This window comes from Eubacterium sp. BIOML-A2, from assembly GCF_009680135.1.
GTDB classification, from domain to species: Bacteria; Bacillota; Clostridia; order Lachnospirales; family Lachnospiraceae; genus Faecalicatena; species Faecalicatena contortus_B.
The window spans coordinates 54340-78690 of the sequence record NZ_WKZK01000002.1 but is presented as its reverse complement, the minus strand read 5'-3'; the positions used below and the strand labels follow the sequence as shown (position 1 = coordinate 78690).

22 protein-coding genes and 1 pseudogene are annotated in these 24351 nt (G+C 48.3%); 20 read left to right on the top strand and 3 right to left on the bottom strand.

Annotated features, from left to right (window positions below):
* Nucleotides 1-14: 14 nt before the first annotated feature.
* Both eda and GKG43_RS01090 read right to left on the bottom strand, forming a co-directional pair.
* Entirely contained in the window at nucleotides 15-656 is a 642-nt protein-coding gene (gene eda, locus GKG43_RS01095; RefSeq protein ID WP_050640526.1) for a bifunctional 4-hydroxy-2-oxoglutarate aldolase/2-dehydro-3-deoxy-phosphogluconate aldolase, read from the bottom strand.
* 38 nt (nucleotides 657-694) lie between these two features.
* Nucleotides 695-1642, bottom strand: a complete 948-nt coding sequence (locus tag GKG43_RS01090; protein ID WP_055152960.1) for a sugar kinase — start codon at nucleotides 1640-1642, stop codon at nucleotides 695-697.
* Nucleotides 1643-1852: 210 nt separating this feature from the next.
* On the opposite strand from GKG43_RS01090, the gene GKG43_RS01085 reads away from it, so the two are divergent.
* From GKG43_RS01085 to GKG43_RS01010, 16 genes and pseudogenes are all read left to right on the top strand, one after another.
* Nucleotides 1853-2524: a helix-turn-helix transcriptional regulator gene (locus tag GKG43_RS01085; RefSeq protein WP_129878379.1), complete on the top strand. Its 672-nt coding sequence runs from the start codon at nucleotides 1853-1855 to the stop codon at nucleotides 2522-2524.
* A 15-nt stretch (nucleotides 2525-2539) separates the two neighbouring features.
* Nucleotides 2540-2998 (top strand): RidA family protein, encoded by a 459-nt coding sequence (locus tag GKG43_RS01080; RefSeq protein WP_055152957.1) that lies wholly within the window; start codon nucleotides 2540-2542, stop codon nucleotides 2996-2998.
* Nucleotides 2999-3023: 25 nt separating this feature from the next.
* The gene (locus tag GKG43_RS01075) at nucleotides 3024-3335 is read left to right on the top strand and encodes a hypothetical protein (protein ID WP_050640522.1); all 312 of its coding nucleotides are present in this window, start codon (nucleotides 3024-3026) and stop codon (nucleotides 3333-3335) included.
* Nucleotides 3336-3346: 11 nt separating this feature from the next.
* The gene (locus tag GKG43_RS01070; protein WP_055152955.1) at nucleotides 3347-4822 is read left to right on the top strand and encodes a sodium/solute symporter; all 1476 of its coding nucleotides are present in this window, start codon (nucleotides 3347-3349) and stop codon (nucleotides 4820-4822) included.
* Between the two features lie 60 nt (nucleotides 4823-4882).
* Nucleotides 4883-5887 carry a Gfo/Idh/MocA family oxidoreductase gene (locus tag GKG43_RS01065; RefSeq protein WP_055152953.1) on the top strand — a complete coding sequence of 335 codons (1005 nt, stop codon included), beginning with the start codon at nucleotides 4883-4885 and terminating at the stop codon, nucleotides 5885-5887.
* A gap of 8 nt (nucleotides 5888-5895) precedes the next feature.
* Nucleotides 5896-6624: an MBL fold metallo-hydrolase gene (locus tag GKG43_RS01060; protein ID WP_129878377.1), complete on the top strand. Its 729-nt coding sequence runs from the start codon at nucleotides 5896-5898 to the stop codon at nucleotides 6622-6624.
* An 11-nt stretch (nucleotides 6625-6635) separates the two neighbouring features.
* Nucleotides 6636-7934, top strand: a complete 1299-nt coding sequence (locus GKG43_RS01055) for a M20/M25/M40 family metallo-hydrolase (RefSeq protein ID WP_129878375.1) — start codon at nucleotides 6636-6638, stop codon at nucleotides 7932-7934.
* Nucleotides 7918-9030, top strand: a complete 1113-nt coding sequence (locus GKG43_RS01050; protein WP_129878373.1) for an aminotransferase class V-fold PLP-dependent enzyme — start codon at nucleotides 7918-7920, stop codon at nucleotides 9028-9030. The genes GKG43_RS01055 and GKG43_RS01050 overlap by 17 nt, the downstream gene beginning before the upstream one ends.
* A gap of 294 nt (nucleotides 9031-9324) precedes the next feature.
* On the top strand, nucleotides 9325-10974 hold the full coding sequence (locus GKG43_RS01045; RefSeq protein WP_050640516.1) for an RNA-binding domain-containing protein: 1650 nt from the start codon (nucleotides 9325-9327) through the stop codon (nucleotides 10972-10974).
* An 88-nt stretch (nucleotides 10975-11062) separates the two neighbouring features.
* Nucleotides 11063-12658: a PucR family transcriptional regulator gene (locus GKG43_RS01040; RefSeq protein WP_129878371.1), complete on the top strand. Its 1596-nt coding sequence runs from the start codon at nucleotides 11063-11065 to the stop codon at nucleotides 12656-12658.
* 218 nt (nucleotides 12659-12876) lie between these two features.
* Nucleotides 12877-14193, top strand: a pseudogene (locus GKG43_RS23195) (cytosine permease).
* 30 nt (nucleotides 14194-14223) lie between these two features.
* On the top strand, nucleotides 14224-15318 hold the full coding sequence (locus GKG43_RS01030; RefSeq protein WP_050640513.1) for a DUF917 domain-containing protein: 1095 nt from the start codon (nucleotides 14224-14226) through the stop codon (nucleotides 15316-15318).
* Entirely contained in the window at nucleotides 15318-16874 is a 1557-nt protein-coding gene (locus GKG43_RS01025; RefSeq protein WP_055152941.1) for a hydantoinase/oxoprolinase family protein, read from the top strand. Before GKG43_RS01030 ends, GKG43_RS01025 begins: the two co-directional genes overlap by 1 nt.
* An 89-nt stretch (nucleotides 16875-16963) precedes the next feature.
* Nucleotides 16964-17674, top strand: coding sequence for an aspartate/glutamate racemase family protein (locus tag GKG43_RS01020; protein WP_129878369.1), 711 nt, complete (start codon nucleotides 16964-16966; stop codon nucleotides 17672-17674).
* Nucleotides 17675-18190: 516 nt separating this feature from the next.
* A complete protein-coding gene (locus tag GKG43_RS01015; RefSeq protein ID WP_050640510.1) occupies nucleotides 18191-18643 on the top strand; it encodes a DUF3795 domain-containing protein in 453 nt (150 codons plus the stop codon).
* Nucleotides 18644-18677: 34 nt separating this feature from the next.
* On the top strand, nucleotides 18678-19139 hold the full coding sequence (locus GKG43_RS01010; protein WP_050640509.1) for a hypothetical protein: 462 nt from the start codon (nucleotides 18678-18680) through the stop codon (nucleotides 19137-19139).
* Between the two features lie 170 nt (nucleotides 19140-19309).
* Here the strand turns inward: GKG43_RS01010 and GKG43_RS01005 are convergent, their stop codons facing one another.
* Complete coding sequence (locus GKG43_RS01005; RefSeq protein WP_050640508.1) at nucleotides 19310-20173, bottom strand: AraC family transcriptional regulator; 864 nt, start codon at nucleotides 20171-20173, stop codon at nucleotides 19310-19312.
* A gap of 384 nt (nucleotides 20174-20557) precedes the next feature.
* Here GKG43_RS01005 and GKG43_RS01000 point away from each other — a divergent pair, with 384 nt between their 5' ends.
* From GKG43_RS01000 to GKG43_RS00985, 4 genes are all read left to right on the top strand, one after another.
* Complete coding sequence (locus tag GKG43_RS01000; RefSeq protein ID WP_173020061.1) at nucleotides 20558-21715, top strand: uroporphyrinogen decarboxylase family protein; 1158 nt, start codon at nucleotides 20558-20560, stop codon at nucleotides 21713-21715.
* A 122-nt stretch (nucleotides 21716-21837) separates the two neighbouring features.
* Nucleotides 21838-22503 (top strand): response regulator transcription factor, encoded by a 666-nt coding sequence (locus GKG43_RS00995; RefSeq protein WP_055152935.1) that lies wholly within the window; start codon nucleotides 21838-21840, stop codon nucleotides 22501-22503.
* A gap of 1 nt (nucleotide 22504) precedes the next feature.
* On the top strand, nucleotides 22505-23491 hold the full coding sequence (locus tag GKG43_RS00990; protein ID WP_243125800.1) for a HAMP domain-containing sensor histidine kinase: 987 nt from the start codon (nucleotides 22505-22507) through the stop codon (nucleotides 23489-23491).
* A gap of 96 nt (nucleotides 23492-23587) precedes the next feature.
* Nucleotides 23588-24349 (top strand): ABC transporter ATP-binding protein, encoded by a 762-nt coding sequence (locus GKG43_RS00985; RefSeq protein ID WP_243125799.1) that lies wholly within the window; start codon nucleotides 23588-23590, stop codon nucleotides 24347-24349.
* Nucleotides 24350-24351 lie beyond the last annotated feature (2 nt).

Genomic DNA, 24351 nt, shown 5'->3' with positions numbered 1-24351 from the left:
TTAGTCTTCTAAGTTTATTCTACGTACTTATTCGCAATATCCATATACTTCTCTGCAATAGAGCTAATCTTGGAATATTCCCCATTCATAATCAGCTTTCTATCCACCAGATCACTGCCGACACCAAGCGCAAAGGCCCCGCAGGCAAAGAGTTCGTCCGCATTAGTCAGATTCACACCTCCGACAGGCAACAGATTTACTTGAGGAAGCGGGGAGAGGACATCTTTGATATAATGCGGCCCCATCGGCCCGACCGGGAATACTTTAATCAACTGGGCTCCGGCCTCACAGGCCCTCAGTATTTCGGTCGGGGTCAGTGTTCCGGGAACGGCAAGCCGGGAATAGCGGCTGCACATGGTGATGGTGTCAATATCAAGGGTTGGCGCAAGAACAAAGTCCGCACCTGCGAGTATGGCACTGCGGGCAGTTTCGGCATCCAATACGGTTCCGGCTCCGATGAGCATTTCCGTGCCATAGTGTTCCCTGGCAAACCGGATCATTTCCAGGGTATCCGGAGAATTGAACGTGATCTCTACATTGCGGATACCGCCCTGATACAGTGCCTGCAGGGTGCCGCTCAGGTACTCGAAGGGAATATTTCTAACAATCGCTATAATCTTTGTTTTCCGGATCTGATTCAGAATTTCACTTATCATAAATAATCTCCTTTTCCATGGCATTTCAAGTGTCCGCGTCACCGTAAGATTTCATCACGATGCTGTATAAAGTTATGCAGTGATGCTGCATCAGGCAAGGTTTCGGTGTCGCCAGGGCCCATAACGGCAAATGCGCCCATTGCATTGCCCAGAACACCGCATTGCCTGGGGGAACATTCCTCCAGATAACCATACAGGAATCCGGCATTAAAGGCATCTCCGGCTCCGATGTTATCCACGCTGTTAACAGGAAAGGAATCCACCTCCTCAACCCTATCCGGAGTAAAGACAGCAGAGCCCTTTGCACCCCGCTTCAGGGCAAGCATGGTATAGTTGTTTTCTTTTTGTACCTTCCGCAGGGTATCCGGATCGTGTGCGCCGAAGAGAACGTCTGCCTCCTCTTCCCCGAGCAGGAGAAGATCCACCTTTTTTAACATGGGGAGCAGCGCCGCTTTGGCTGCGGATACATCCCAGAGTTTCAGCCGGATATTCGGATCAAAGGACACCGGTATCTGGCGGGCATTCGCAAATTCAATCAGCCCCATGGCTGTCTCACGACAGGATTCACTTAATGCGGGAAGTATGCCTGTCAGATGCAAAAGCCTTGTGTCTTTGATGCGGTCAAGGGGGATGTCCTCCAGGGTGAGGCCGGATGCTGCCGAATTCCTGCGGTAGTAAAACACGGCATTGTCACGGTGGGAAGTAAATTGTTTGAACATGATGCCGGTGGAAGAAGTTTCGGAAATATTAGCCGATACATCTACGCCTTCGCTTCGGATCTGGTTTCTTATATAGGAACCGAATTCGTCCTTTCCAAGACTGCTGATCCAGCAGGTCTTCTTATTCAGTTTCGATAATCCAATACACACATTGCTTTCTGCCCCTGCGATCGTTTTTCGAAATCCATTGACATATCGCAATGGATTGACGGAATCCGGAAGGAAGCAGACCATGGTTTCTCCCACGCTGACTAAATCATACTTCATGTTTGACCTCCTGACAAAAAGTTATATTATAACAAACTAAAAGTTATGAACAAAACAAAAAGTTATGTTTCTTTTAGTGTAAATTAGCTATATATAAAAGTCAATCATACATAATTAACAAAAAAGTACACAAAAAAATAGTGAAATTGTCTATTTACAAAAATCAAACAAATTGTTAGTATGCAAATAAATAGTTTGGGAGGCGATGATATGAAAAGTATATATGACGAATGGGATTTTTTTAAAAGACTTCTGGATATGCTGGAGCAGCAGCTTGGCACCAACACAGAAATACTACTGCATGATTTGACGAAAGACTACAACCATACGATCGTAGATATCCGTAATGGGCACATTACGAACCGTAAGATCGGAGACTGCGGAAGCAATCTTGGACTGCGGGTATTATCCGGCAAGGTGAAGGACGGGAATATGTATAAGTATATTACCCATACAAAGAATGACCGGATCCTCAAGTCTTCTACCGTTTTCATCAAGGATGATGAGGGAACCACAATCGGCTCCATCTGTATTAACGAAGACATTACGGTATCCATTGATATGGAGAAGCAGCTCCATGAGAGAAACGGATACAGTCTCTACAGCGAGACGGATCAGACGACAGCCGGGGAGCAGGGAGAGATCTTCGTAAATAACGTAAACGAACTGTTAGACTATCTTTTGCAGCAGGCACTTCAGGAAGTGGACAAGCCGCTTAATAAACTAGAAAAGGAGGATAAATGCAGGATACTGGAGTATCTGGATCAGAAAGGGGCATTTGTAATTTCGAAAGCTGGAGAAAAGGTAGCAGATTTTCTAAGTATATCTAAATATACATTTTACAGTTATTTGGACCAGGTAAGAGAAAACAAACCAGAATAAAGGAGGGCGAAAGAAATGGACGCGGAGAAAAAACTGGAAGAATTGGGCATTATACTTCCTGTGCCGGTGAAGCCAATTGCAGAGTATGTGCCTGTAAAACAGGCAGGGAAACTGCTTTTTGTGTCCGGACAGGATTGCAAAAAAGACGGAAAGCTCTTATATGAGGGCAAGGTTGGCAGAGAGCTGACTGTGGAACAGGGACAGGAGGCGGCAAGACAGTGCATGATCAATGCGATCGCGGTCTTAAAGCAGTACGTCGGAGATCTCGGTAAGATCAAACAGATCGTGAAGGTACTGGGGTTTGTGAATTCCGCAGAGGGATTTGTCTTACAGCCGGCAGTCATCAATGGAGGATCCAGGCTGTTAGTCGAGGTTTTCGGAGAAGACGGCAGGCACAGCAGAAGCGCAATTGCATCCAACGAACTGCCATTTAATACACCGGTTGAAATTGAGCTGATCGCAGAACTGAAGTAGCTGTGATCGGGAAGGAGGGAATTGAATGGATTTTGTTACTATTTTAATCATGGGTTCTATCATTGCTTCCACATTATTGATGATAATAGGTCCGCTTATGGAGTTCCGGGGGAAAATATTTTTTCTCGAAAGTAAGCACGCGCCGGTTACAAGGAAACGGTATGGCATGTGGGTGATGGCCCTTGGGGCGGTAATGTTTATCGGTGGCTGCGTCCTCCGTAACTGGCTGTCCGGGCATATCATTACCGTGATCGTGCTGGGCGGATATGCAGTTTGGTTCATTGGCGGTTTTATCGCCGTAATCCGGAATGAGGTTATTAAGATGCTGGGAGAGTAGGAGGTGCATCCTTGAATATTTCATTTATTGATATAGCGATCATGGTGTTATACCTGATCTTTACGTTGTTTATCGGCTATTATGTATCAAAAAAAGTCAGTGGATTTGAAGACTTTGCCCTTGGCGGGAGATCCTTCGGGCCATTCGCACTGGCGGCAACCTTTGGGGCGACAAACTTCTCCACCTGGAGTATGGTTGGGAAGCCGGGCGTTGTGTACAACTCAGGAATATCTGTTGTGTGGATTGCTCTGAATGCCTGTGCATGTGTGCTGGCGGCGGTCGTATTCGTCCCTGTTTACCGAAAGCTCCGTTATACGACGATGTCAGAGATCTTTGAAGACAGATATGACGGCAGGGTCCGCGGCCTGATCAGCGTGATATGGATTATCGCGGATACCATGAACAGAATGGGCGTTACGACTTATGCGGCGGCAGTAATCCTCAGCCTGCTGTTTGACATTCCGCTTTGGATTGTTATCATCGGTACGGCGGTAATTGTATTGATCTACACTTATCTTGGCGGTCTTACATCTGTTGTTGTGACGGACGTGATTCAGTTTGTGCTGATGTGGATCGGATTATTTATCGGTATGGTCTTCATTTTCAAGGAATTCGGCGGCTGGAGCGGTCTTGTGAACGCAGTGCCTGCGGAAATGATGGAAGTAGTTCCAGCCCTGGAACATCCAAACGGCTGGCCGTATATTATCGCAATGACATTGCTGGGATTCCCTTATTTCATTACAAGCCAGTTTGTGATGCAGAGAGGACTTGGGGCAAAGACGGTCAATGTGGCAAGATGGGGAATTCTGCTGGCAGGCGTGATTGCAATTCCTATGGCAATTATGGAGATTATGCCTGGTATCGCGGCAAAAGTCATGCTGGACCCCGCGACAGTTGCATCTATGAGCCCTGACATGGTAGGTCCTACCATATTTATGAAACTGCTTCCTACAGGGTTAATCGGTATCTTTTTCTCGGCGCTGATTGCGGCCGGCCTTTCAACGGCAGACTCCGCTTTGTGCGCGTCATCTTCTCTGATAACAGAAGATTTTTACAAAAAATGGAGACCTAATGAATCCTCTGCGAAGTATCTGAAAGTATCCAGGCTGGTTACCATTATCATGGCGGTTTTGGGAACCTGCTGGGCGCTGCTTGTACCCAAGATCGGCGGGGCGCTGAATGCAATCCTGAACGTAATTGCAATTACAGACATGCCAATCTTCGTCATGGTTGTACTTGGATTATTTGTAAAGAAGATCAACGCAACAGGGGCGCTGTCAGGTCTGATTGCGGGAACCATTGGCGGGGCAGTCGTATCATTTACCGGAACAGGCGGTATTCAGGGGCTGGCAGTAACAACCGCTACAAGTACTTGTTTATCATTGATCGTATGTGTGATCGTATCATATGCGGTTAAAAGAAAAACGAAAGAAGAAACGGGAATGGCTCAGTTCTTTCAAAGAATAGCACAGCCGGAACAAAAATAATAATACCGGGTATCTTAATGCGAGCATATTAAGATACCCTTTTTGATAAGGAGGTTTCATATGGCGAAGGTAAGGTTTGGAATTGTTGGTGTGGGTGATTTTGGGGGCATGCACATTCAGACATTGAAGCAGATCCCGGAGGCGGAACTTGTGGCTGTCAGCTGCAGAACCCAGAGCAGGCTGAAGGCTTTATGTGAGGAGTATGATATCCCCAAATGGTACACGGATGTGGATGAACTTGTGGATGATGCGGATATTGATGTTGTGATTGTTGCAACCGGAGAAGATACCCATTATAGTTTTACTGAGAAGGCAATCCATGCGGGGAAGCATGTGCTTCTGGAAAAGCCGATCTGTCTGAGCGTGGAGGATGGAGAGAAACTTCTGGCCCTGGATCAAAGTACGGAGCTTCACATTCTGCCGGGCCACATTCTGCGATACGATGCTTCTTATAATAACGCGCACCGTATCTTGCAGGATGCAAAAAAGCATGGAGAAATCCAGTCGATCCGTGTAAAGAGGAATGTACCGGTTGAGAGATTCTCTCTGCACTCCAGGACGCATCCGGTCTTTATGGCTTTGGCGCATGATATCGATATCATAACATGGCTGACCGGTTCCAGAGTAAAGAAGGTCTGCGGAATGGAAAAGCGGACAAAGGAAGAATTTGAAAGCCCGGATATTGTATTTGGGATAGCAGAGATGGAAAACGGCGTGCTCTGCAATCTGGAGACACAATGGCGGCTGCCGGACGAGTACGGCCAGTATCTGGATACGGAGATGGTTATCATGACGTCTAAGGGGCAGATCAGGCTGAACTGTCCGGGGAATGCGCTTTCGTCCATGTTTGACGGGAAGATGGAGAGCTATGATATGACGCTTTGGCCGGAGGTGAACGGAAGGCTTACAGGAGCCCTTGTTAATGAAGACCAGCACATGATTGATCTTGTGCTTGGCAGAACAGACCGGCAGATTGTAACTGTGGAGCAGGCTGTGATGGGAATTGAATTTTGCCAGTTATTGATTCAGTCCTGTGACAGCGGCAGGATCGTGGAAAGGAGCTGAATGGAACCATGAAGCTGACAGAAGACATTTATTTGGTTGGGAGCGCAGAATTTGGGATCTCAAATGAGTATGACTGTCATGTTTATCTGATTGACGGCGGGGAGGAGGCTGCGCTGATTGACTGCGGTGTGGGCTACGACACAGAACGGATTCTGCAAAATATCAGAGAGGTCATCGACATCCGCAAACTGAAACGGGTATATCTGACCCATCTGCATGCCGACCATTGTGGCGGAGGAAGAGACCTGCAGAAACTGGGGATCGAAGTCGCTGCCCCTTTGAGAGAATGGAAGGATATGCAGGAAAATCCGGAGGATGTCAAAGAGGCATATGAGATCTCCCGGCATACGGGGTGCTATCCCGAGGGGCGGGAGTATCTCTTTCCGGAGCCGGATACATTTCTGCAGGACAAAGATGAAGTCAGAGTCGGGAAGTACTGCCTGAAGGCAATTGAAGTGAGGGGGCACAGTGCAGGAATGCTGCTGTACCTGCTGGATGACGGAAAGAGAAAGGTGCTCTTTTCCGGAGATTATGTATTTGCAAATGGGGTAGTGGGGTTATTAAACTGCCCGGGCTGCGATCTGTCTTTATACAGAAAGGATATCAAGAAGCTGGCGGGACTTGACCTGGATATTTTATTCCCGGGACACCGCATGGTGATTCTGAGCCATGCACAGGATCATGTGGATAAAGCAATCTATCATATGTCCAGGGCATTTATGCCGCCGTCATTTTGAGTGTGGGGGAAATGGAAGAAAAGAAAGAAATCAAGCGGGAAAACAGCAGTGGCAATAAATCAGGCAGACAGGAGAAAGGGGCGGCACAGAACAGGGAAGCGATTCGCAAAGGTGTACTAAGAGCTGAAATCATAAGGCTTTTAACAGGATTTGTGGAAATCCCGAGTGTGAACCCCGGGGATCATGCCATCGATGAGGATCCGGTGTTTGGGGAGAAAGAATATGTCCGGCATGTGCGGAAATTGATGGCGGAGAAGGGATATTACTGCTCGGAACAGGAGGTTCTGCCCGGCAGAACAAACCTGCTTATCAGCACCAGTAAGATGCCTGGAAGCAAGCCCATCATTCTGCTGCAGACACACAGTGATGTGGTGGATGCAAAGGAGATGGAGCAGGCATTTTGTGCTCGGGCAGAGCAGGGAAGAATCCGGGGGCGCGGAAGCTGCGATGCCAAGGGGCAGTTGTGTGCGATGATCCTGGCGCTGGAACAGTTAAGAGAGAAACATGGCAATCTGCCCTTTGACATATGCATTGCCCTGTGCTGCGATGAGGAGTTCCGGCACAGAGGCGTGGATGAGTTCCTGGTCTGGGAACATCGGGACAAGGTGGCGGCAGTTATTGTCGGGGAACCGACTGAGCTGCGGCTGGCCGCTGCATGCAAGGGCAGCATCCGCTTTCGCATAGAGACAACGGGGGTGGCCGCGCACACATCCACGCCGGAGAAGGGCGTGAATGCAATCTATCTGATGGCGGAGATCATCCGGATTATTCAGGAGAAGATCGAGGCGCAGATCGTCTGCAGAAAGGATGCTAGATGTGGGAGTGCGTCCATTGCAGTATCTCTGATTGAGGGCGGGAGGATTGTGAATGCCGTGCCGGATCACTGTGCAATCCATGTGGACCGGCGAATGATACCGGGTGAGCATTGGGAGGAAGTATATCGGGAAATCCAGAGTATTATTCTGGAGAATTTAAACGAAGAGGATCAGGAACGCGTTGTGTTTGGCGCTCCGTATCTGATTGATCCAGCCTATGGAGCGCAGCTGCCGGAACATTTGGAATCAGGGATGCAGGAAGTGATGCAAAAACATGGGCTGGAGACGGAGATTGCGGGACTTCCATATGGCTGTGATGCAAGTAAGCTGGCAAAGTGGGACATCCCCGTTTTCGTATTCGGGCCAGGCTCCATCGATCAGGCGCATACCCGGGAAGAATACATCGAGATCAGTCAGATTGAAACAGCGGCAGCGGTGTTAAAAGATATGATATTAAGAGCAGCAGAGGAGGGAATAGATGAAATCCTTAGATAAAATTGCAGAGAGCATCCATTCGAATTGCGAAAAATGCTATTTAGATACAGGGGCCATGTCCCTTATGCCAGAGGAAGTCTGGCAGGCGGTTCAGGCATTTCACGATAAACGGCGCAAATACGGTCCGGCCTTTGCAGAATACTGGAAGGAAGCAGATCTGCTGCGGCAGGATATAGCCTCATTGATCGGAAGCAGCCCGGAAGAAATCATGTTTCTCCAGAACACCTCCATGGGAATTAATTTGGCGGCACAAGCGTTGAAGCTTGAACCGGGCGATAATGTGGTGATTACCAATCTGGAATTTCCTTCGAATGTCTATCCCTGGATGAACATGGAAGCCCGTGGGGTAGAAGTGCGTATGTTGGATATTACGGACGGAGTGCTGGACGAGCCGAAACTTTTTAAAATATGCGATGAGAAAACCAAAGCGCTGAGTATCAGCTGGGTACAGTCTGCCAATGGTATGGTGGCGGATTTGGAAATGTGCAGCGAATTCTGCAGAAACAATCATATGTATTTTGTACTGGATGCAATTCAGGGGATGGGAGTTCTTCCGCTGGACGTGCGGAAGGTGCATCTGGATCTTGTCATCAGCGGTTTTTTTAAGTGGTTGCTGGGACCGGACGGAATCGCATTTGTTTACGTCAATAAAGAGGCACTGCCGGAGTTGGGGGTTCCCTTTACGGGATGGGCCGGCATGAAGAATATCTTTGATTACAGCACCTTTAAATTTGACCTGGCGGGAGAAGCAAGACAGTATGAGACGGGGAATATGAACTTTTCAGGGATATATGGGGCGCGTCAGGGAGTCAAGGTGGTTCTGGAGCATCAGCGGGAGATCACGGAAAGAGTACAGGAGCTGACCGGATATCTGAGGGAGCAGATCCGGAGCAGGAAGCACCTTACACTGCTGTCACCGGGTAAGGGCGGGGCTGCAGGTATCACGCTGCTTGGTTGTGAAAATGCGGAGAAAGTTTTTGAAGAATTGAAAGCAAAGAATATCTGCGTTAATTACCGGAGAGGACTCCGCGTGTCGGTTCATTTTTATAATACGAAAGAAGATGTGGACCGGCTGATGGAGGTGCTGGATGATTGAGTCAATTTAGTGAATGCTTGGTATTTTGGAACAGAGCGCCATCGTAGCGTTAGGAGTATAATAAGATGAAAGACCTTATCGATCTTGTAAATGAACATCGATAAGGTTTTTTATTATCCAATTTCTTTACTCGATGCGGTCTCTATTTTAAAGAAAATTGTTATTGAGTAGAAATAAAGATATATATGGGCAAGCTCGAATTGTTATGAAATATACCAATAAACGCACGCGTGTGTTTTGGGCAATTGATTAAACACATACAGTGTGATATAATGCGTTTTAGGAGGTGTTTTTATGCGAACAATACCAAATAAAGAGACTCTTACAATAGAATTTAAAAGTGATTTGAAAAAACTGAGCGATACAGATTTAATAGAGGCAGTGATCGGAATGACGAATACGGAAGGCGGAGTGTTATTTCTTGGAGTTGAAGATAATGGTGATATCACAGGCGTTCACAAGCATCATACTGACGAGATTGGAGCGGCGGCTTTGATCGCAAACAGAACAGTTCCATCCGTTCCCGTTAGAACAGAGCTCATGCATGAAGAGGGGTATGATGTTTTAAAAATAGAAATTCCGATGAGTAAAACAATTGTAGCATCTTCGGATGGTAAGATATTAAGGCGCCGGCTAAAATTAGATGGGACACCGCAAAATATTCCTATGTACCCATATGAAATTAACACCAGATTATCGGAACTAAGTATGCTCGATTTTTCTGCACAAGTAGTTTCGGGAACAACAATTGACGATTTAGACCCAAATGAAAGAGCTCGCCTGCGGAGTATTATAAAGATACGAAAAGGCGAAAAGTCCCTCTTGGAATTAACAGATACCGAATTGGATAAAGCTCTGCGTTTAGTGAAAGAAGAAAATGGAATTCTTTATCCCACAGTTACAGGTATGCTACTCATTGGTAAGGAAGAAAGGCTACAGGAGGTGATACCGACAGCAAAATCAAGTTTTCAGGTGCTTGAGGGAACACAGGTAAGAATAAATGAACAGTTTACAAAACCTTTACTGGCCACATTTGAAATTTTTGAAAACTATTTAAAGGCATGGAATCCGGAACGGGAAATGGAATATGGACTGTTTCGAATACCGGTTCCGGAATTTTCGGAATCAGCCTTTCGAGAAGGATTGGTAAATGCCTTTTGTCACAGGGATTATTCTATTTTGCAGATGGTACGTTTAGCGATTGAGGATGAAGGAATGTCCATTAGTAGTCCGGGAGGATTTATTGATGGTGTTAACTTGAATAATCTACTTACAGTGGAGCCGCATGGGCGGAACCCGGCGCTGGCTGATGCACTAAAAAGAGTTGGACTGGCTGAACGGACAGGAAGGGGGATTGATCGTATTTTTGAAGGGTCTATCATCTATGGACGTCCTCTGCCGGATTATTCAGAATCAACGGAACGATATGTTAAGTTATTTATCCAAAGAGCAGAGCCAGATCTGGCATTTGCTAGGATGATTTCAAATGAAGAGAACAGAATGGGGAGAATGCTGCCAATTAATTCACTGCTTATTTTATCAGCGCTGCAAAATCAAAGACGTGTATCAATCAGTGAATTGTCGGAAACCATCCATGTAAGCGAGGCGAGAACGAAAGCAAATATAGAGAAATTGTTTGAGAGCGGTCTGGTAGAGGCGAGTGGAAATGGGAAAGCCAGAACTTACATCTTAAGCGCAAAGGTTTACAGAGCGCAGAATAATGCAGTGGGATATGTCAGACAAACGGGGATAGACAAACTGAAGCATGATGAACTTGTGATAAAGCTGGCTAAGCAGCAAGGATATGTTACAAGGGATAATGTAAGTGAGCTATTAAACATAAATAACAGCCAGGCATATCGGGTATTGAAAGGGCTGGTGGACAAAAAGAAGCTTGTTTTAGTAGGAAAAGGCAGAGGTGCACGATATAAGTTATTAACTTAAACGCACGAAAACACACGCTTAAACGCACGCGTGCGTTTAAGCGTGTGTTTAAATGATAACATAATAAGTCATTATAGGTGGGATAACTATGAGCGTAACAATAGCAGATTTACTGACACTTCCGTCCATGCGCGGCGCGCAGGTTCTCGGTGGTGCGAGGGGGCTTTCAAAGATTGTATCCTCGATCTCCGTGCTGGAGTCTACAGACCCGTCTGTGCTGATCGACTGTCTGTTTCCGAAAGATGAGTTTTTTGGAAGTGAAATTGTGATTACGGGTTTTTTAAATGCCCTGAATGATGTGGAATGTCAGTGTGCCAATATGCGCCGGCTGGCAGCTGGCGGTGAGGTAGGGCTGATCCTGTTTTACGTTGGGGTCTATCTTCAAAAGGTGGATCAGAGGCTGATTGACGTGGCAGACGAGCTGGATTTTGTGCTGATCACTATGCCGGAAGGGCAGCGAATGCTGCGTTACAGTGAAGTGCTGAATGATGTTATGGAGTGTATTTATCGTGACCGCATGGACAATGAGTCGATTGTTTCGGAGATTTTAGGGCGGGTTTCCAAGCTTCCGGAGCACCACCGCTCCATCAACACGGTCCTGAAAATGCTCAGCGACCGGATTTCAGCTTCGGTAATTCTGACGAATTCCAGACACGAGATTTTGAATCTGATTGCATGGCCGCGAAGCATTGAAGAGGTAATCAAGGCAGGAGTGGGCAGCCTGGAGGAATTTCCGCGGGAACAGGAGGAGTCGGAGTGCCGTTTTCTTCCGGGAGCAAGGATGTATCGTTACCGGCTTGATTCGGATGCGGGCCGTAAGATGGAGCTGCTTCTGGTTAAAGAGGGGGTACCGATTTCACCGAAGCTGCTGGAGCAGGTAATGGATATTGTCAGAATCAGCATTAATATCTGGAGCTCCCGACATGGTGATGTTGCGGTTCATGAGTTGGTACGTGCGATCCTTCAGGATGAGCCGATTAAAATGAGGCGTCTTGCCGAGCTCTTCCACATTGATGTGGCATCCATTCATGAGATGTGGATTCTGCACGGTGAAAGCCAAGAATTCTCCAGGCTGCTTACCAGCAAGCTGCCGGAGGTGCAAAAGATTCTTGCGGAGTGCCGGGGGCCGGTGGTGACAGATATATACGGGGAAGAAATGGTGTTGTTTTTGAATACACCGGTTTCCTGCCAGGCTGCGGAACAGCAGCTGAGGGATATCCTGGAGACGGTATGCTCTGAAGAACCGGGGGCTACACTGGCGCGCTGCAGTAATCTGCAGAATACCGGTGCAGTACGTGAGGCTTTTCTCTGCCATCAGGAATACCTGCAGGACGTGAAGGTAATCTTTCCGGAAAAGCAGCTTTTCTGCTACGGAGAACTGGAATTTGCCAGGGATTGCCGCAGCCTGATGGAGCAGGGAGAGGCGGCAGTGGAGAGTTGTATGGAGCTTCTCGCACCGCTGTATGCAGGGGGAGAGGAAGCAGATTTGAGAAAAACTCTGGCAGTATACCTGCTTGACGGAAATTCCAGTGTAACAACAACGGCACAGATATTGTACCTTCATAAAAATACGGTCAAATACAGGCTGCAGCGGATCGCAGATCTGCTGGGGTACCGCCCGAACAAAATGCCGGAATGCATGAAGCTTTATCAGGCGGCGGCAGTATACCGTTTAAACCGCTGATTATAAATCAGTAGCAGTTCACAAAGGCCTGAACTGTTACAAAAGAGAGGCTTTTTTCTTATCTCCTGAGTCCCTTGTCCTTTTGGACAAAGGACGCAGGGGATTTTTTTGCCCCTGTGACAATTAACTTTATCGCACTGTAGTGATATACTGCATGAAACAGCCAATGCAGGTTTGCCCCCTTGTTGGCTGTATTTTCTATCAGGAGGAGTGAGATTATGAGTGAGAAAAAATCAGGGTTTGAGATTGCAGAAAGCCAGCGGCAGAGCTGGAAGTCTATTGCGCTTGTCTGGATCGGTGCAATGATTTGTGTGGCGTGCCTGATGGTCGGCGGTATGCTGGGAGAAGGAATGTCCATTGGAACATGTATTATTACAATCTTAATCGGCTATGGCATTGTCTGCCTTTATATGAGCTTTATGGGGATGCAGGGGTGCGATACAGGACTTCCCACTGCGGTAATGGCCGGCGGTGCATTGGGAGAGACCGGCGGAAAGTATGTAATCAGTGCGATTCTTGCGATTGCCTGCATCGGCTGGTTCGGGATTCAGGCAGCGGTCTGCGGCGCATCTTTTTCCTCCATGATCGGATCTATGACGGGGGCTGAACTTCCGGTTTGGCTGTGTTCTGTGGTATGGGGAATTATTATGGTTTCAACGGCGTGTTTTGGATTTAAGGGCCTGAAATGGCTGAACTATATTGCAGTGCCGCTTTTGATTGTGGTTCTGCTGTATGGAGTCATTGTTGCAATCGTCAGAAACGATGGGATTCATGCAATCGCAGTCTATGAGCCCACGGCGTCCATAAGTATTTTAAGCGGCGTTAGCCTTACGGTTGGTTCCTTTGCAGTGTGAGGCTCTATTGCCGGGGATTACTGCCGTTTCGCAAAAAACAGGAAGGATGTTATCAAATCCTCAGTTCTCGGCGTACTGCCGGCAGGGCTTTTGATTCTACTGATTGGCGCGGCACTTTCGATTATAACGGGGCAGTATGATATCAGCGTTGTGCTGACCGCAGCAGGCGTTCCGGCGATTGGACTCGTGGCGCTGATTCTGGCGACATGGACGACAAATGTAACAAATGCGTATTCCGGCGGACTTTCCCTCTCGATATTGCTTGGGCTTGACGAAAAGCGCAGCCGTATCTGCACAGGAATTGCAGGATTCGTAGGAACGATTCTGGCAGCCGTGGGAATCATGGACAAGTTTCAGGCATTTTTAACACTCTTGTGCGCCCTGGTACCGGCTTTTGTGGGGGTTATGATCGCAGATTACTGGATTGTAGGAAAGGGAAAGAAAGAGAACTTCCGGATCCGGGACGGCGTGTGTGTACAAGGCATGCTTGCCTTTCTCATAGGAGCATTTGCGGCCTGCCTTACCGGTGGAACCTTTACATATTTTCCGCCGCTTGCGTCCTGGAACATACCGTTTTTCATTGGTCCGATTAATGGGATCGTAGTGTCAATGGTACTGTATGTACTGTTTATGAAACTCTCGGGACGTACTGCGGCAGAACAGTCTGCCACATCAGTATAGAACAAAGGAAAATGAAAGGAGAAGTTGATTGTGAGAACGATAGGAATAAATGAAATTGAAGACATTGCCCTTGGGGCGGCTCTGCTTGGAGCCGGCGGGGGCGGCGATCCCTATGTGGGAAAGCTGGTGGCTGTCGGCGCCGTTAAGGAGTGCGGGCCTGTTACGCTGCTGGAGCCGGAGGAAGTGCCGGATGATGCGCTGGTAATTCCAATCGCCATGATGGGGGCACCCACTGTTTTGGGGGAAAAGGGGATCGGCGGCAAGGAATATCAGACGCTGCATGATATGGTTAGCCGGTTTTTTGGAAAGAAAATTTATGCATTCATGCCGATTGAGGCAGGAGGGGTCAACAGTATGCTTCCGATCGCGGCGTGTGCCCGCCTCGGCCTTCCGCTGGTGGATGCGGATGGCATGGGAAGAGCCTTTCCGGAGCTGCAGATGGTGACATTTACAATTGGCGGCATCAGCGCTTCTCCGATGGCGCTGACAGACGAAAAAGGCAATAGTGTTATTTTTGAAACCATTACAAATAAATGGACGGAGGAACTTGCACGGGCAGTGACAATGAGCTGCGGCGGTTCCGTATCCGTCTCTCTGTATCCGATGACAGGCGCACAGATGAAACAATATGCGGTGAGAAATATTGTTACCCGCAGCCAGCAGCTGGGGGAAGCGATCCGTACCGTAAAGGAATGCACCGGAAAAACGCCGGAGGAGCATTTCCTGGAATTTTCCGGAGGCTTCCGGCTGTTCAAGGGGAAGATCGCAGATGTCCTGCGTGAGACACGCGGCGCCTTTAACTTCGGCAGGGTGATGTTGGAGGGAATCGGGGAAGACCGCGGCAGAAGCGCCAGCGTGGAGTTCCAGAATGAGAATCTTACGGCAGAGGTTGACGGGGAGATCCTTGCTACCACGCCGGATCTGATCTGCCTGGTGGATACGGAAACCTTTGCCCCTGTTACGACGGATGCCCTGAAATACGGGAAACGAGTCTTGGTAGTTGGGCTGAAATGCTTTGAAATGTGGCGTACACCGGAGGGGCTGGAGCTGGTAGGGCCACGTTACTTTGGATGTGATACCGATTATATACCGCTGGAGGAGCGATGCAGGGGAGGGAGAAAGTAATGTATAAGCTTGGTATTGATGTCGGCGGAACCAACACGGACGCCGTACTGATTGATGAAAACCTGCAGGTGGCTGCAGAAATTAAATATCCGACTTCGGAAGACATCTATGAAGGAATTATGGGAGCGCTGCGCAGGGTCCTCGAGGTATCCGGGATTGACAGAAGCCAGATCGGACAGGCAATGCTTGGCACCACGCAGTGCACGAATGCGATTGTGGAGAGAAAATCACTGGCGCCGATCGGTATTCTGCGTATCGGTGCGCCAGCTACGCTGGGTATCCCCCCGATGGTGGACTGGGCGGAAGACATTCAGAAGATTGCAGTCGGAAGCGCGATTATAGGCGGGGGATTTGAGTACGACGGAAAGGAACTGGCTGTGTTTGACGAGGAGGCAGCGCGTCAGTTTTTTGTGGATATGAAGGAGCAGGGAATCAAGTCTATTGCAATCTCATCCGTCTTCTCCACAGTCCGCAATGAGCATGAACTGGCGGCGGCAAAGCTTTGCCGTGAGGTGATGGGCGATGATGTGCATGTATCTATTTCCAGCGAAATTGGTTCCATGGGGCTGATAGAGCGTGAGAATGCAACCATCCTCAATGCGGCCCTCTACCGCGTGGCCGAGCGGTTTACGGAAGGCTTTGCAAACAGCCTTGCGGAAGAAGGAATTGAACATGCCGACGTTTATCTTTCTCAGAATGACGGAACGCTGATGACAATGGAATATGCCCGCCGCTACCCGATTCTGACGGTTGCCTGCGGCCCAACTAATTCCATTCGCGGAGCCGGTTACCTGAGTCATATTCAAAATGCAATTGTGGTGGATGTGGGCGGTACCACAACGGATCTCGGCGTGATCCAGAACGGATTCCCACGGGAGTCCAGTGTGGCGGTTACCATCGGCGGCGTCCGGACTAATTTCCGTATGCCGGATGTGATTTCAATCGGACTGGGCGGAGGCTCGATCGTGCGGGAACACCAGGACGGAACCATCACAGTGGGACCGGACAGTGTAGGGTTTGAAATCACGAAAAAGGCACTTATATTCGGCGGTGATGTGATGACGGCCACGGATATTGCAGTGCGTTTAGGGATGGTGGAACTGGGAGACATAACGAAAACGGAGTGTATCAGCCGGGAAACGGCAGAAAAGGCAATGGCTGTCATTCGCGGACTTGTGGAGGACTCCATTGATTCAATGAAGATCTCCAATGCGGATATGGATGTCATCCTTGTGGGCGGCGGATCTATTATCCTGCCAGATCGTTTAGAGGGCGCTGCAAGCGTAACAAAGCCGGAGCATTTCGGGTGTGCTAATGCAATTGGTTCTGCGATTTCCAAAGTCAGCGGCACCTTTGAAAAGCTGATCAACTATGATGAGATCCCGAGAGAACAGGCGCTGGAGCAGGCAAAGGCCGAGGCGGTAGAGATAGCTGTCGGCGCAGGCGCAATCCGCAGTACCGTCGAAATTATTGAGGTGGAGGACGTGCCGCTTGCGTACTATCCGGGCAATACAAACCGGGTGAAAATTAAGGCGGCAGGAGAACTGCAGGCTTAGCCCAAAATGACAGGCTAAATTCTCAATTATCTTATTCTAATTAAAATCAGCAGGCATGATAAAGCCAGGAAAAGAGGAGGAGAAAGCAGATGAAACTTTTGGATATCATACCGGTTACAGGTGCGGGAGTGATCACACCGGAAATGGAACGTTATATCAACCAGTATTTAAGCACGGATACACAGATAGATGTGGTTCAGATTACAAAAGGGACGCCGAGTATTGAATGCGAACATGATGAGGCGATGTGCGCGCCGGATATCATCGAACACTGTATCGAAGCAGAAAAGGCCGGATATGAAGGCGTGTTTATCAACTGTTTTGGAGATCCGGGTGTGCGTGCCGCGAGGGAACGCGTAAATATTCCGGTGGTAGGCGGCTTCGAGCCGGTAATGCACCTTGCCATGGGGCTGGCCGACCGGATCGGGATCGTTACGGTGCTTCCAAACGTACTTCCTCTGATTAAAGGCAATATCGCAAAGGCGCATCTGGATGGGCGCATCGCGTGTGTCCGCAGTATAGATATACCGGTACTTGATCTCTCTAGTCATGAAAAGCTCTGTAATGCGCTTTATGCAGAAAGTTTAATGGCGATCCGGGAGGATGGGGCAGAGGTGATTGTTCTTGGCTGTACAGCCATGGTTGATGTCACGGAAACCGTACAGGCCAGGCTGCACGCTGCAGGCTATGAGATATGCGTGCTGGAGGCTGCGCAGTCTGCAGTCATGATGCTGGAGCTGAATGTGAGGATGGGGCTGAAGCAGAGCCGGATAACTTATATGCCGGTGCCGGAGAAATAGTAGGCGAAGAAAGACTTTCGGGGGATAGGGACGCACCGTGAAGGGACAGCCGGGAAACTCCGGAAGGGTATATGCCCAGCGGAAGTGCAACCCGTACATTAAGAAATTCTAAGTAGAAAAAGGCAGAAAATTGGAGTACAGCTGACACAGAGCAAGAAATCTGATGATTTCTCGCGCTGGGTCAGCAGAAAACGCGCTTCGGTAGCACGTTTTCTCTCCAATTTTCTGCCTTTTTCTACTAAGAATTTCTAAGATGTACTCTAGCACTTCCGCTGGGCATATACCCTTCCGGAGTTTCCCTGCTGTCCCTTCACGGTGATGGGTTCATCCAGTCGGAAAGAAGCGTTCTTCGGAGAGGCTCTAAATGGGGGGAGTGGATGGATTCGTTTGGCAGGGCAGTGCAGCCTCCATCCATCCGAAAAACGAAGGTCTGCAAACTAATATGCACGGTTTCCAAACCATCGGAAATGTGATAGAATTGAAACTAGAAAAAATAGAGATAAGCGGGGGTGTGCGATGAAAATGCCAACAGAAAACATGAATACGGGTATGTTTGCTCCCTGTGGTATGAACTGTATGGTTTGTTATAAGCATTGTTATCATAAAAAGCCTTGCGCCGGATGTTTAAACAGCGATATGGGGAAGCCTGAACACTGCCGTAAATGTAAGATAAAAGATTGTGCCAAGGCGAAAGGGCTGTCTTATTGCTTTGCATGTTCCGATTATCCCTGCAAGCTGATCAAAAACCTTGAAAAAAGCTACAACAAAAGGTATCAGGCGAGCCTTATGGAGAATAGTGAAGTTGTTCGTCAACACGGGGTGGAAAGGTTTATGGAAATGCAGAAACGGAAATATACGTGTCCAAAATGCGGCGGTATTATTTCTATCCATGACAGCGAATGCAGTGAGTGTCAGGAAAGCATGAAAGTGGAGAATACCGTTGTGGATGAACTTAAGCGGAATTTGTAGCAGACATTATTAAGATTAACGGAGGAATTAACGAATGCAAAACTTTCTCAAAACTTTGACAAGCGAATGTAAAAATGCGGCGCTGCCTGAAGAATTTAATTTTTTCGGGAAGCTGATCGGCAGTTGGAAAATCGACTATATAGATAATAGTAATTCCCGCTCAATTAAGGGGGAATGGCATTTTTCATGGGTTCTTGATGGTATGGCGATTCAGGATGTTATTATCCTGCCCGATTATGAATACGGAACGACGCTCCGCGTCTATAATCCCGGTACGTGTGCCTGGGATATTGCCTATTGTTATACAGGAAAAATTATGCGGCTTGAGGCGAGAAAAGAAGACGGTTTGATAGTCCTTACGAACATTGAGGATGAAAAGAGAAAATGGGTCTTTGTCAAAATCGAGGATCATAATTTTCACTGGCAGGATATAAGAGTGAAGGATGACGGTGAATGGCAGATTAATTATGACTTATATGCACAGCGCATATCATAAAAACCCTTTGGGAGCTGTATACGCAGCGATAAGGTATGCAGCCGCAAAGCGGTGTCGTGAAAGCAGGCACAACTCTGACGCAGATATCAGGCGCTTATTACTGAAAGATGAACGCACTGCTGTACTAGTACATATCGGCCTGGAAACAGTGAATTATCAGGGGGGATCAGCTATCTTAATTTCCGACGAAACGCAGATGGAGTCTGGCCGGTATATTGTTTGAATACACCGGCAAAGTGCTGGCTGGAAGAAAAGCCGAGGGAGTGCGAAATATCGGTGACTGACATTTCAGAACCGGTAAGCAGTTCCTGGGCTTTATCAATTCTCAGGCGCTGTAAATAGTCATAAGGTGAAAACCCGGTACTTCTCCGGAATTTCCGCTGAAACTGGGGCGGAGAGAGGTGAATCAGACCGGCCAGGGATTCCGAACGGCAGCTTTCGTCAAGATGTGCACCCATATAGTCGATTATAGTCCGGATATCCTCCGGGATCGTATCGGTTCCGGTATTCTCTGCCTGCAATAACCTGGACAGGTGATAAAAAAGCTCAGTCAGGAGACTGACCGTCCGTGCACGGCAAAATGGGGAAGGATTTGTACTGATGGATAAGAGTTCATCCATCAGCTTCTTCAAAATGGGAATTCCCCGGAATAAACGTGTCTGGATTGAATAAAGCGTGTCGCGGATACAATCGGATGCAGCGTCGTCCAGACCAAGGAAATTTCTGGTGTCAGGCATACAGGAAAAGATGAGATAGTAAAATTTTGATTTTTCTTCTGTCCACAAGCCGGTACTGTGCAGTTCGTTCGGCATGGCAATAAAGATATCGCCGCTGTGCACATCATACAGGCGGCCCCCCAGTTCATAGTGCTGCCGGCCTTCGAAGTGGTAGCACAGTTCAAAACAATCTTTATGCAGGTGCGGCTTCAGAGGAGCATTGTCAGATCCCCGGTATTCGACGCGGGACATCAGGTGAAGGTTGGGGATATCCAACCCGGAAAAATCTGTGGTTATTCGAACATTCTGGGAGTTCATCTGGGGCACCTCCTGATAGATTCTGGAAAACGTATAAAATGCTTTATTTACCCGGCAAAGCCTGCGGCAGCAGATATTCCGATCAGCTTTACCCAAAGGCCATCCTGTTTTCTATGCCTTTAGGATACCGTTTTACTGTATCATGGGATAAAAAAAATGTCAATTTGGCCGCCAAATGGAAGACCGTCGTTACTGTGCACGCCCGCAGGCTGTGAACAGTAACAGACTGTCTAAGGCTCTGGCCTGTAACAGCCTGGGGCCCGCCTGAAATGTGATTCCGGCCGAAAAAATGTACAGAATCAAAGGATGATCATATCTTGGAAGACGCGCTGTGGATTCCTGTATAAACTGTTAGTATACAGAGTAGAGAAGGAGCGTGTTAACATGAATTATGAAAAGCATAATGAGGAAGTCCGCAGGCTTTTGCAGCAGGCGGAAGAAGGCAAATGTGAGCGTGTTATGATGGAGCTTGCGATGAATCCACGGATGATCATCTCGGATCCAATGCTGAACCCGCGCCGGATTACGTTTGAGGAATACTTAAAGGATCCGCAGATCATGCTGGAAATTCAATGCCAGTTCCAGGAATACTGTGCGGAATCACTCATAAGCGACCGCATCATGGGCTTTGAGAATCTGCAGGAGATAACACCGTACCCGGATTTTCAAAATGTTCTGGAAGGAGCCTGCCTGGGCTGTGAGATTGCATTCCATGGGTGCAATGAACCGGGCACAAAAGTATGCGCGGATGAAACGACGAAATATGAACTTTTAAAAAATACGCGCCCCCTGACGGATCCTCTCGGCGGAATTGTAAGTACACTTTTGTCCCACTATGAGTTCTTTAAAAATAAGCGGCAGGAAGGATATACGTACAAAGGAAAGCCCCTGGGCAGCCCGGGGATGGCGGGGTTGGGAACAGATGGCCCCTTTACTATCGCGTGCAGCCTGATCGGCGCTACGCAGGCCTGCATGGATCTCTATGTGGATCAGGATTATATGATGGAGCTGCTGGATTATATTACGGAGGCGGTTATTGCGAGGAATAAGGCCCTGCGCCGCTGCTATGGCCAGCCGGAAAAATCAAAATCCTTCGGGTTTGCCGACGACAGCATTGCATTGCTGTCCCTGGAAACCTATACAGAGCTGATACTGCCATTCCACAAAAAGATGATGCGTGAACTGTGTACAGGGGAGGAGCCGGGCTGGATCCATCTCTGCGGGGATGCTTCCCGGTTCTTCCCCACACTGGTGCGGGAACTGAACGCCGGCATATTCGATACGGGCTTCCCCATTGACCATGGCAGGGTAGTTCGCGAGCTGGGACCTGACATCACGGTTAAAGGCGGTGTCCATGTCGAGACACTGCGTGCCGGCACGGCGGAGGAAGTCGCCAATGCGGCGAAAACTATTTTGGAAGCTGTCAAGCCCTTCACACGGAAGTTTATCATCAAGGAGGCAAACAACCTGTCGCCGGGGACACCGCCGGACAATCTGTCTGCGATGCATGAGGCGGTACGGCGATATGGGCACTATAAATAAAATAAGCACGGAGCAGGAAACTGCTCCGCATTTTATTGCCATTCGTGGTAGAATAAATGAAAAAGAGGAACAGTTCAGCCACGCCTGAACTTTTAAGAAAAGGAACCATTAGGAGAAGCGCAATGACAATTGGAATTATAGAAGACGATCTTTTATTGAATCAAGCTTTAGATATTGCCCTGCAAAATGCAGGCTATCATACCATATGTGTACATACAAAGAAGGAGGCCCTCTCTCTGCTGGGGAAGACGGAGGGCCTGCTCTTAGTGGATATCGGACTCCCGGACGGGGATGGAATCACACTGTATCAGGAGCTCCGAAAAAAACGGGACATTCCCGCCATTTTTTTGACGGCGAGGGATGAAGAGCAGGACATGCTGGCCGCGTTTGACATGGGTGCGGATGATTATGTGGTGAAACCATTTTCTATGAAAGTGCTTTTGAAAAGAATCAACGCGGTATTCAAACGCAGCAGCGAAGAGCAGATGCTTTCCTGCCGGGATATAGCGCTGTATCCCGACAGAAAACAAGTCTTCTTAAAGGGACAGGAGATCGCCCTGACCGCGAAGGAGTATCAGCTGTTGGAGTATCTGATGAGGAATCAGGGGCAAGTGCTGACGAAAGAAAATATCCTGGAGCAGATCTGGGGTCTGGATGGCCAGTTTGTGGTGGATAATACGGTCAGTGTCACAATTAACCGGCTCAGAAAAAAGATAGAACCGGATGCAAAACTGCCGGAGTATATTCATAATGTATTTGGGCTGGGGTATCGGATCGGAGGCAGATAGTATGTATTTTATCATGACCATATCCGTTCTGGCAGGGGGATTGCTTGGCGGCATCGGTATGTATTGCCTGCAGAGAAAACAGAGGAAACAGGAACTGAAGAAGATGATAGGGCTGACCGATGAGATTCTGAATGAACGGGAAATAAAAGCCTCTGCTTCGGGGGAAGAGACTTTGTACGCAAGGATTGAACATCAGCTGGTGCGGGTCCAGGAACTGATGCAGGGGAGAAAAGATGCAGCGGGAAGGAGCCGCGATGAGATACAGAAACTGATCGCAGAAATTGCGCATCAGATGCGGACTCCTTTGATGAACATGGAGACATATCTTGGGTTCCTGCAAGAAAATCTTGAGGAGAATTCAACAGGAGCAGCCGGTAATAATCCTGATTCCGCCAACCGTTCTTCTGATATAAGGCAGTCTCTGCAATATGCGGCTGCGATTGAGAACAGCCAGCAAAAATTACATTTTCTTGTAGAAAGTTTCATCAAAATGTCCAGGCTGGAGCAGCATATCATCCAGATAAAGAAAGAAGACAAGGATATACTGAAAACGCTCCGAAATTCTCTGGGACAGATCCAACCACAGGCAGAAACAAAGGGGGTTCAGTTTGACATCTCTTTCTTGGAAAATGCAGCTTTCCTGCATGATCCTAACTGGCTGGGAGAGGCAGTCTTTAATATTCTGGAAAATGCCGTGAAGTACAGTGAAGCCGGAGGCAGGGTGGAAGTATCCATGTCACAAAATGAAATGTACCTGAAGATCCGGGTAAGAGATTATGGAATCGGTATCGGGGCAGGGGAGGAGAATCAGATTTTTCAAAGATTTTACCGTGGAAAGGATGTCACCACCCAGGAAGGATTCGGGATCGGCCTGTATCTGTCGAGGGAGATCGTGAACAGACATGGCGGATTCCTGGTGGCTAAGAGAATGCACCCGGGGCTGATGCTTGAACTTTGTTTTCCAACCGCGTTGTTAGAAGTTTGTTAGATTTACACCATATACTAGTATATGGCAGAAAACGGATTCAGGCTTCTGAGGCTATGATATGTACGCTGCCAAATACAGAGCAGGAGAAAAGAATTTATGGAAATTGTGAAGGCCGCCGGTCTGAAAAAATACTATATCACAGATACTTATGAGGTCCACGCACTGGACGGAGTGACTCTTTCGGTAAGAGACGGTGAATTTGTGGCAATTGTCGGAACCTCGGGAAGCGGAAAGACAACCCTCCTGAATATGCTTGGAGGCCTGGATATCCCCACGGAGGGCGGAGTCTGGATCCGCGGAAACAGCCTGAAGGATATGGAGATTGAGGAACGGACGGTATTTCGCAGAAGGAATATTGGATTTGTCTTTCAGCAGTATAATCTGGTTCCGGTACTCAGTGTTTATGAAAATATTGTGCTCCCGTTACGGCTGGATGGAGCAGAGATTGATTACGAATTGCTGGAAGAGGTAACAAAACTTCTTGGAATCCATGAGAAATTAGAGCGGCTGCCCCAGACCCTGTCCGGCGGACAGCAGCAGAGAGTGGCAATCGCCCGGGCGCTTCTGACCAAACCGGCTATCCTGCTGGCCGATGAACCTACCGGTAATTTGGATTCCGTTACAAGTACTGAGGTGGTGGGGCTTTTAAAATCCTGTGCGGAAAAATACCATCAGACAGTAATCGTGGTAACCCATCAGGAAGAAGTGGCGCAGATGGCAGACCGTGTCATCCGGATGGAGGATGGCAGAATCTGCGGCAGGACAGAGTGTGCGATGGATGACGGCAAAGCTTGCAGCCGGACAGAGTGGGAGGAATATATACAAAACAGCGGCACAATCAGTGGGCAGGAGGGGTAAGT

Coding starts and splice junctions, on each gene's coding strand:
- GKG43_RS01090 (WP_055152960.1), bottom strand. CDS start 1,642: ATGAAGTATGATTTAGTCAGCGTGGGAGAAACCATGGTCTGCTTCCTT.
- GKG43_RS01050 (WP_129878373.1), top strand. CDS start 7,918: ATGAAATCCTTAGATAAAATTGCAGAGAGCATCCATTCGAATTGCGAA.
- GKG43_RS01075 (WP_050640522.1), top strand. CDS start 3,024: ATGGATTTTGTTACTATTTTAATCATGGGTTCTATCATTGCTTCCACA.
- GKG43_RS01085 (WP_129878379.1), top strand. CDS start 1,853: ATGAAAAGTATATATGACGAATGGGATTTTTTTAAAAGACTTCTGGAT.
- GKG43_RS01025 (WP_055152941.1), top strand. CDS start 15,318: ATGTATAAGCTTGGTATTGATGTCGGCGGAACCAACACGGACGCCGTA.
- GKG43_RS01065 (WP_055152953.1), top strand. CDS start 4,883: ATGGCGAAGGTAAGGTTTGGAATTGTTGGTGTGGGTGATTTTGGGGGC.
- GKG43_RS01060 (WP_129878377.1), top strand. CDS start 5,896: ATGAAGCTGACAGAAGACATTTATTTGGTTGGGAGCGCAGAATTTGGG.
- GKG43_RS01020 (WP_129878369.1), top strand. CDS start 16,964: ATGAAACTTTTGGATATCATACCGGTTACAGGTGCGGGAGTGATCACA.
- GKG43_RS01010 (WP_050640509.1), top strand. CDS start 18,678: ATGCAAAACTTTCTCAAAACTTTGACAAGCGAATGTAAAAATGCGGCG.
- GKG43_RS00985 (WP_243125799.1), top strand. CDS start 23,588: ATGGAAATTGTGAAGGCCGCCGGTCTGAAAAAATACTATATCACAGAT.
- eda (WP_050640526.1), bottom strand. CDS start 656: ATGATAAGTGAAATTCTGAATCAGATCCGGAAAACAAAGATTATAGCG.
- GKG43_RS01000 (WP_173020061.1), top strand. CDS start 20,558: ATGAATTATGAAAAGCATAATGAGGAAGTCCGCAGGCTTTTGCAGCAG.
- GKG43_RS01040 (WP_129878371.1), top strand. CDS start 11,063: ATGAGCGTAACAATAGCAGATTTACTGACACTTCCGTCCATGCGCGGC.
- GKG43_RS01080 (WP_055152957.1), top strand. CDS start 2,540: ATGGACGCGGAGAAAAAACTGGAAGAATTGGGCATTATACTTCCTGTG.
- GKG43_RS00990 (WP_243125800.1), top strand. CDS start 22,505: ATGTATTTTATCATGACCATATCCGTTCTGGCAGGGGGATTGCTTGGC.
- GKG43_RS01005 (WP_050640508.1), bottom strand. CDS start 20,173: ATGAACTCCCAGAATGTTCGAATAACCACAGATTTTTCCGGGTTGGAT.
- GKG43_RS01045 (WP_050640516.1), top strand. CDS start 9,325: ATGCGAACAATACCAAATAAAGAGACTCTTACAATAGAATTTAAAAGT.
- GKG43_RS01055 (WP_129878375.1), top strand. CDS start 6,636: ATGGAAGAAAAGAAAGAAATCAAGCGGGAAAACAGCAGTGGCAATAAA.
- GKG43_RS00995 (WP_055152935.1), top strand. CDS start 21,838: ATGACAATTGGAATTATAGAAGACGATCTTTTATTGAATCAAGCTTTA.
- GKG43_RS01015 (WP_050640510.1), top strand. CDS start 18,191: ATGAAAATGCCAACAGAAAACATGAATACGGGTATGTTTGCTCCCTGT.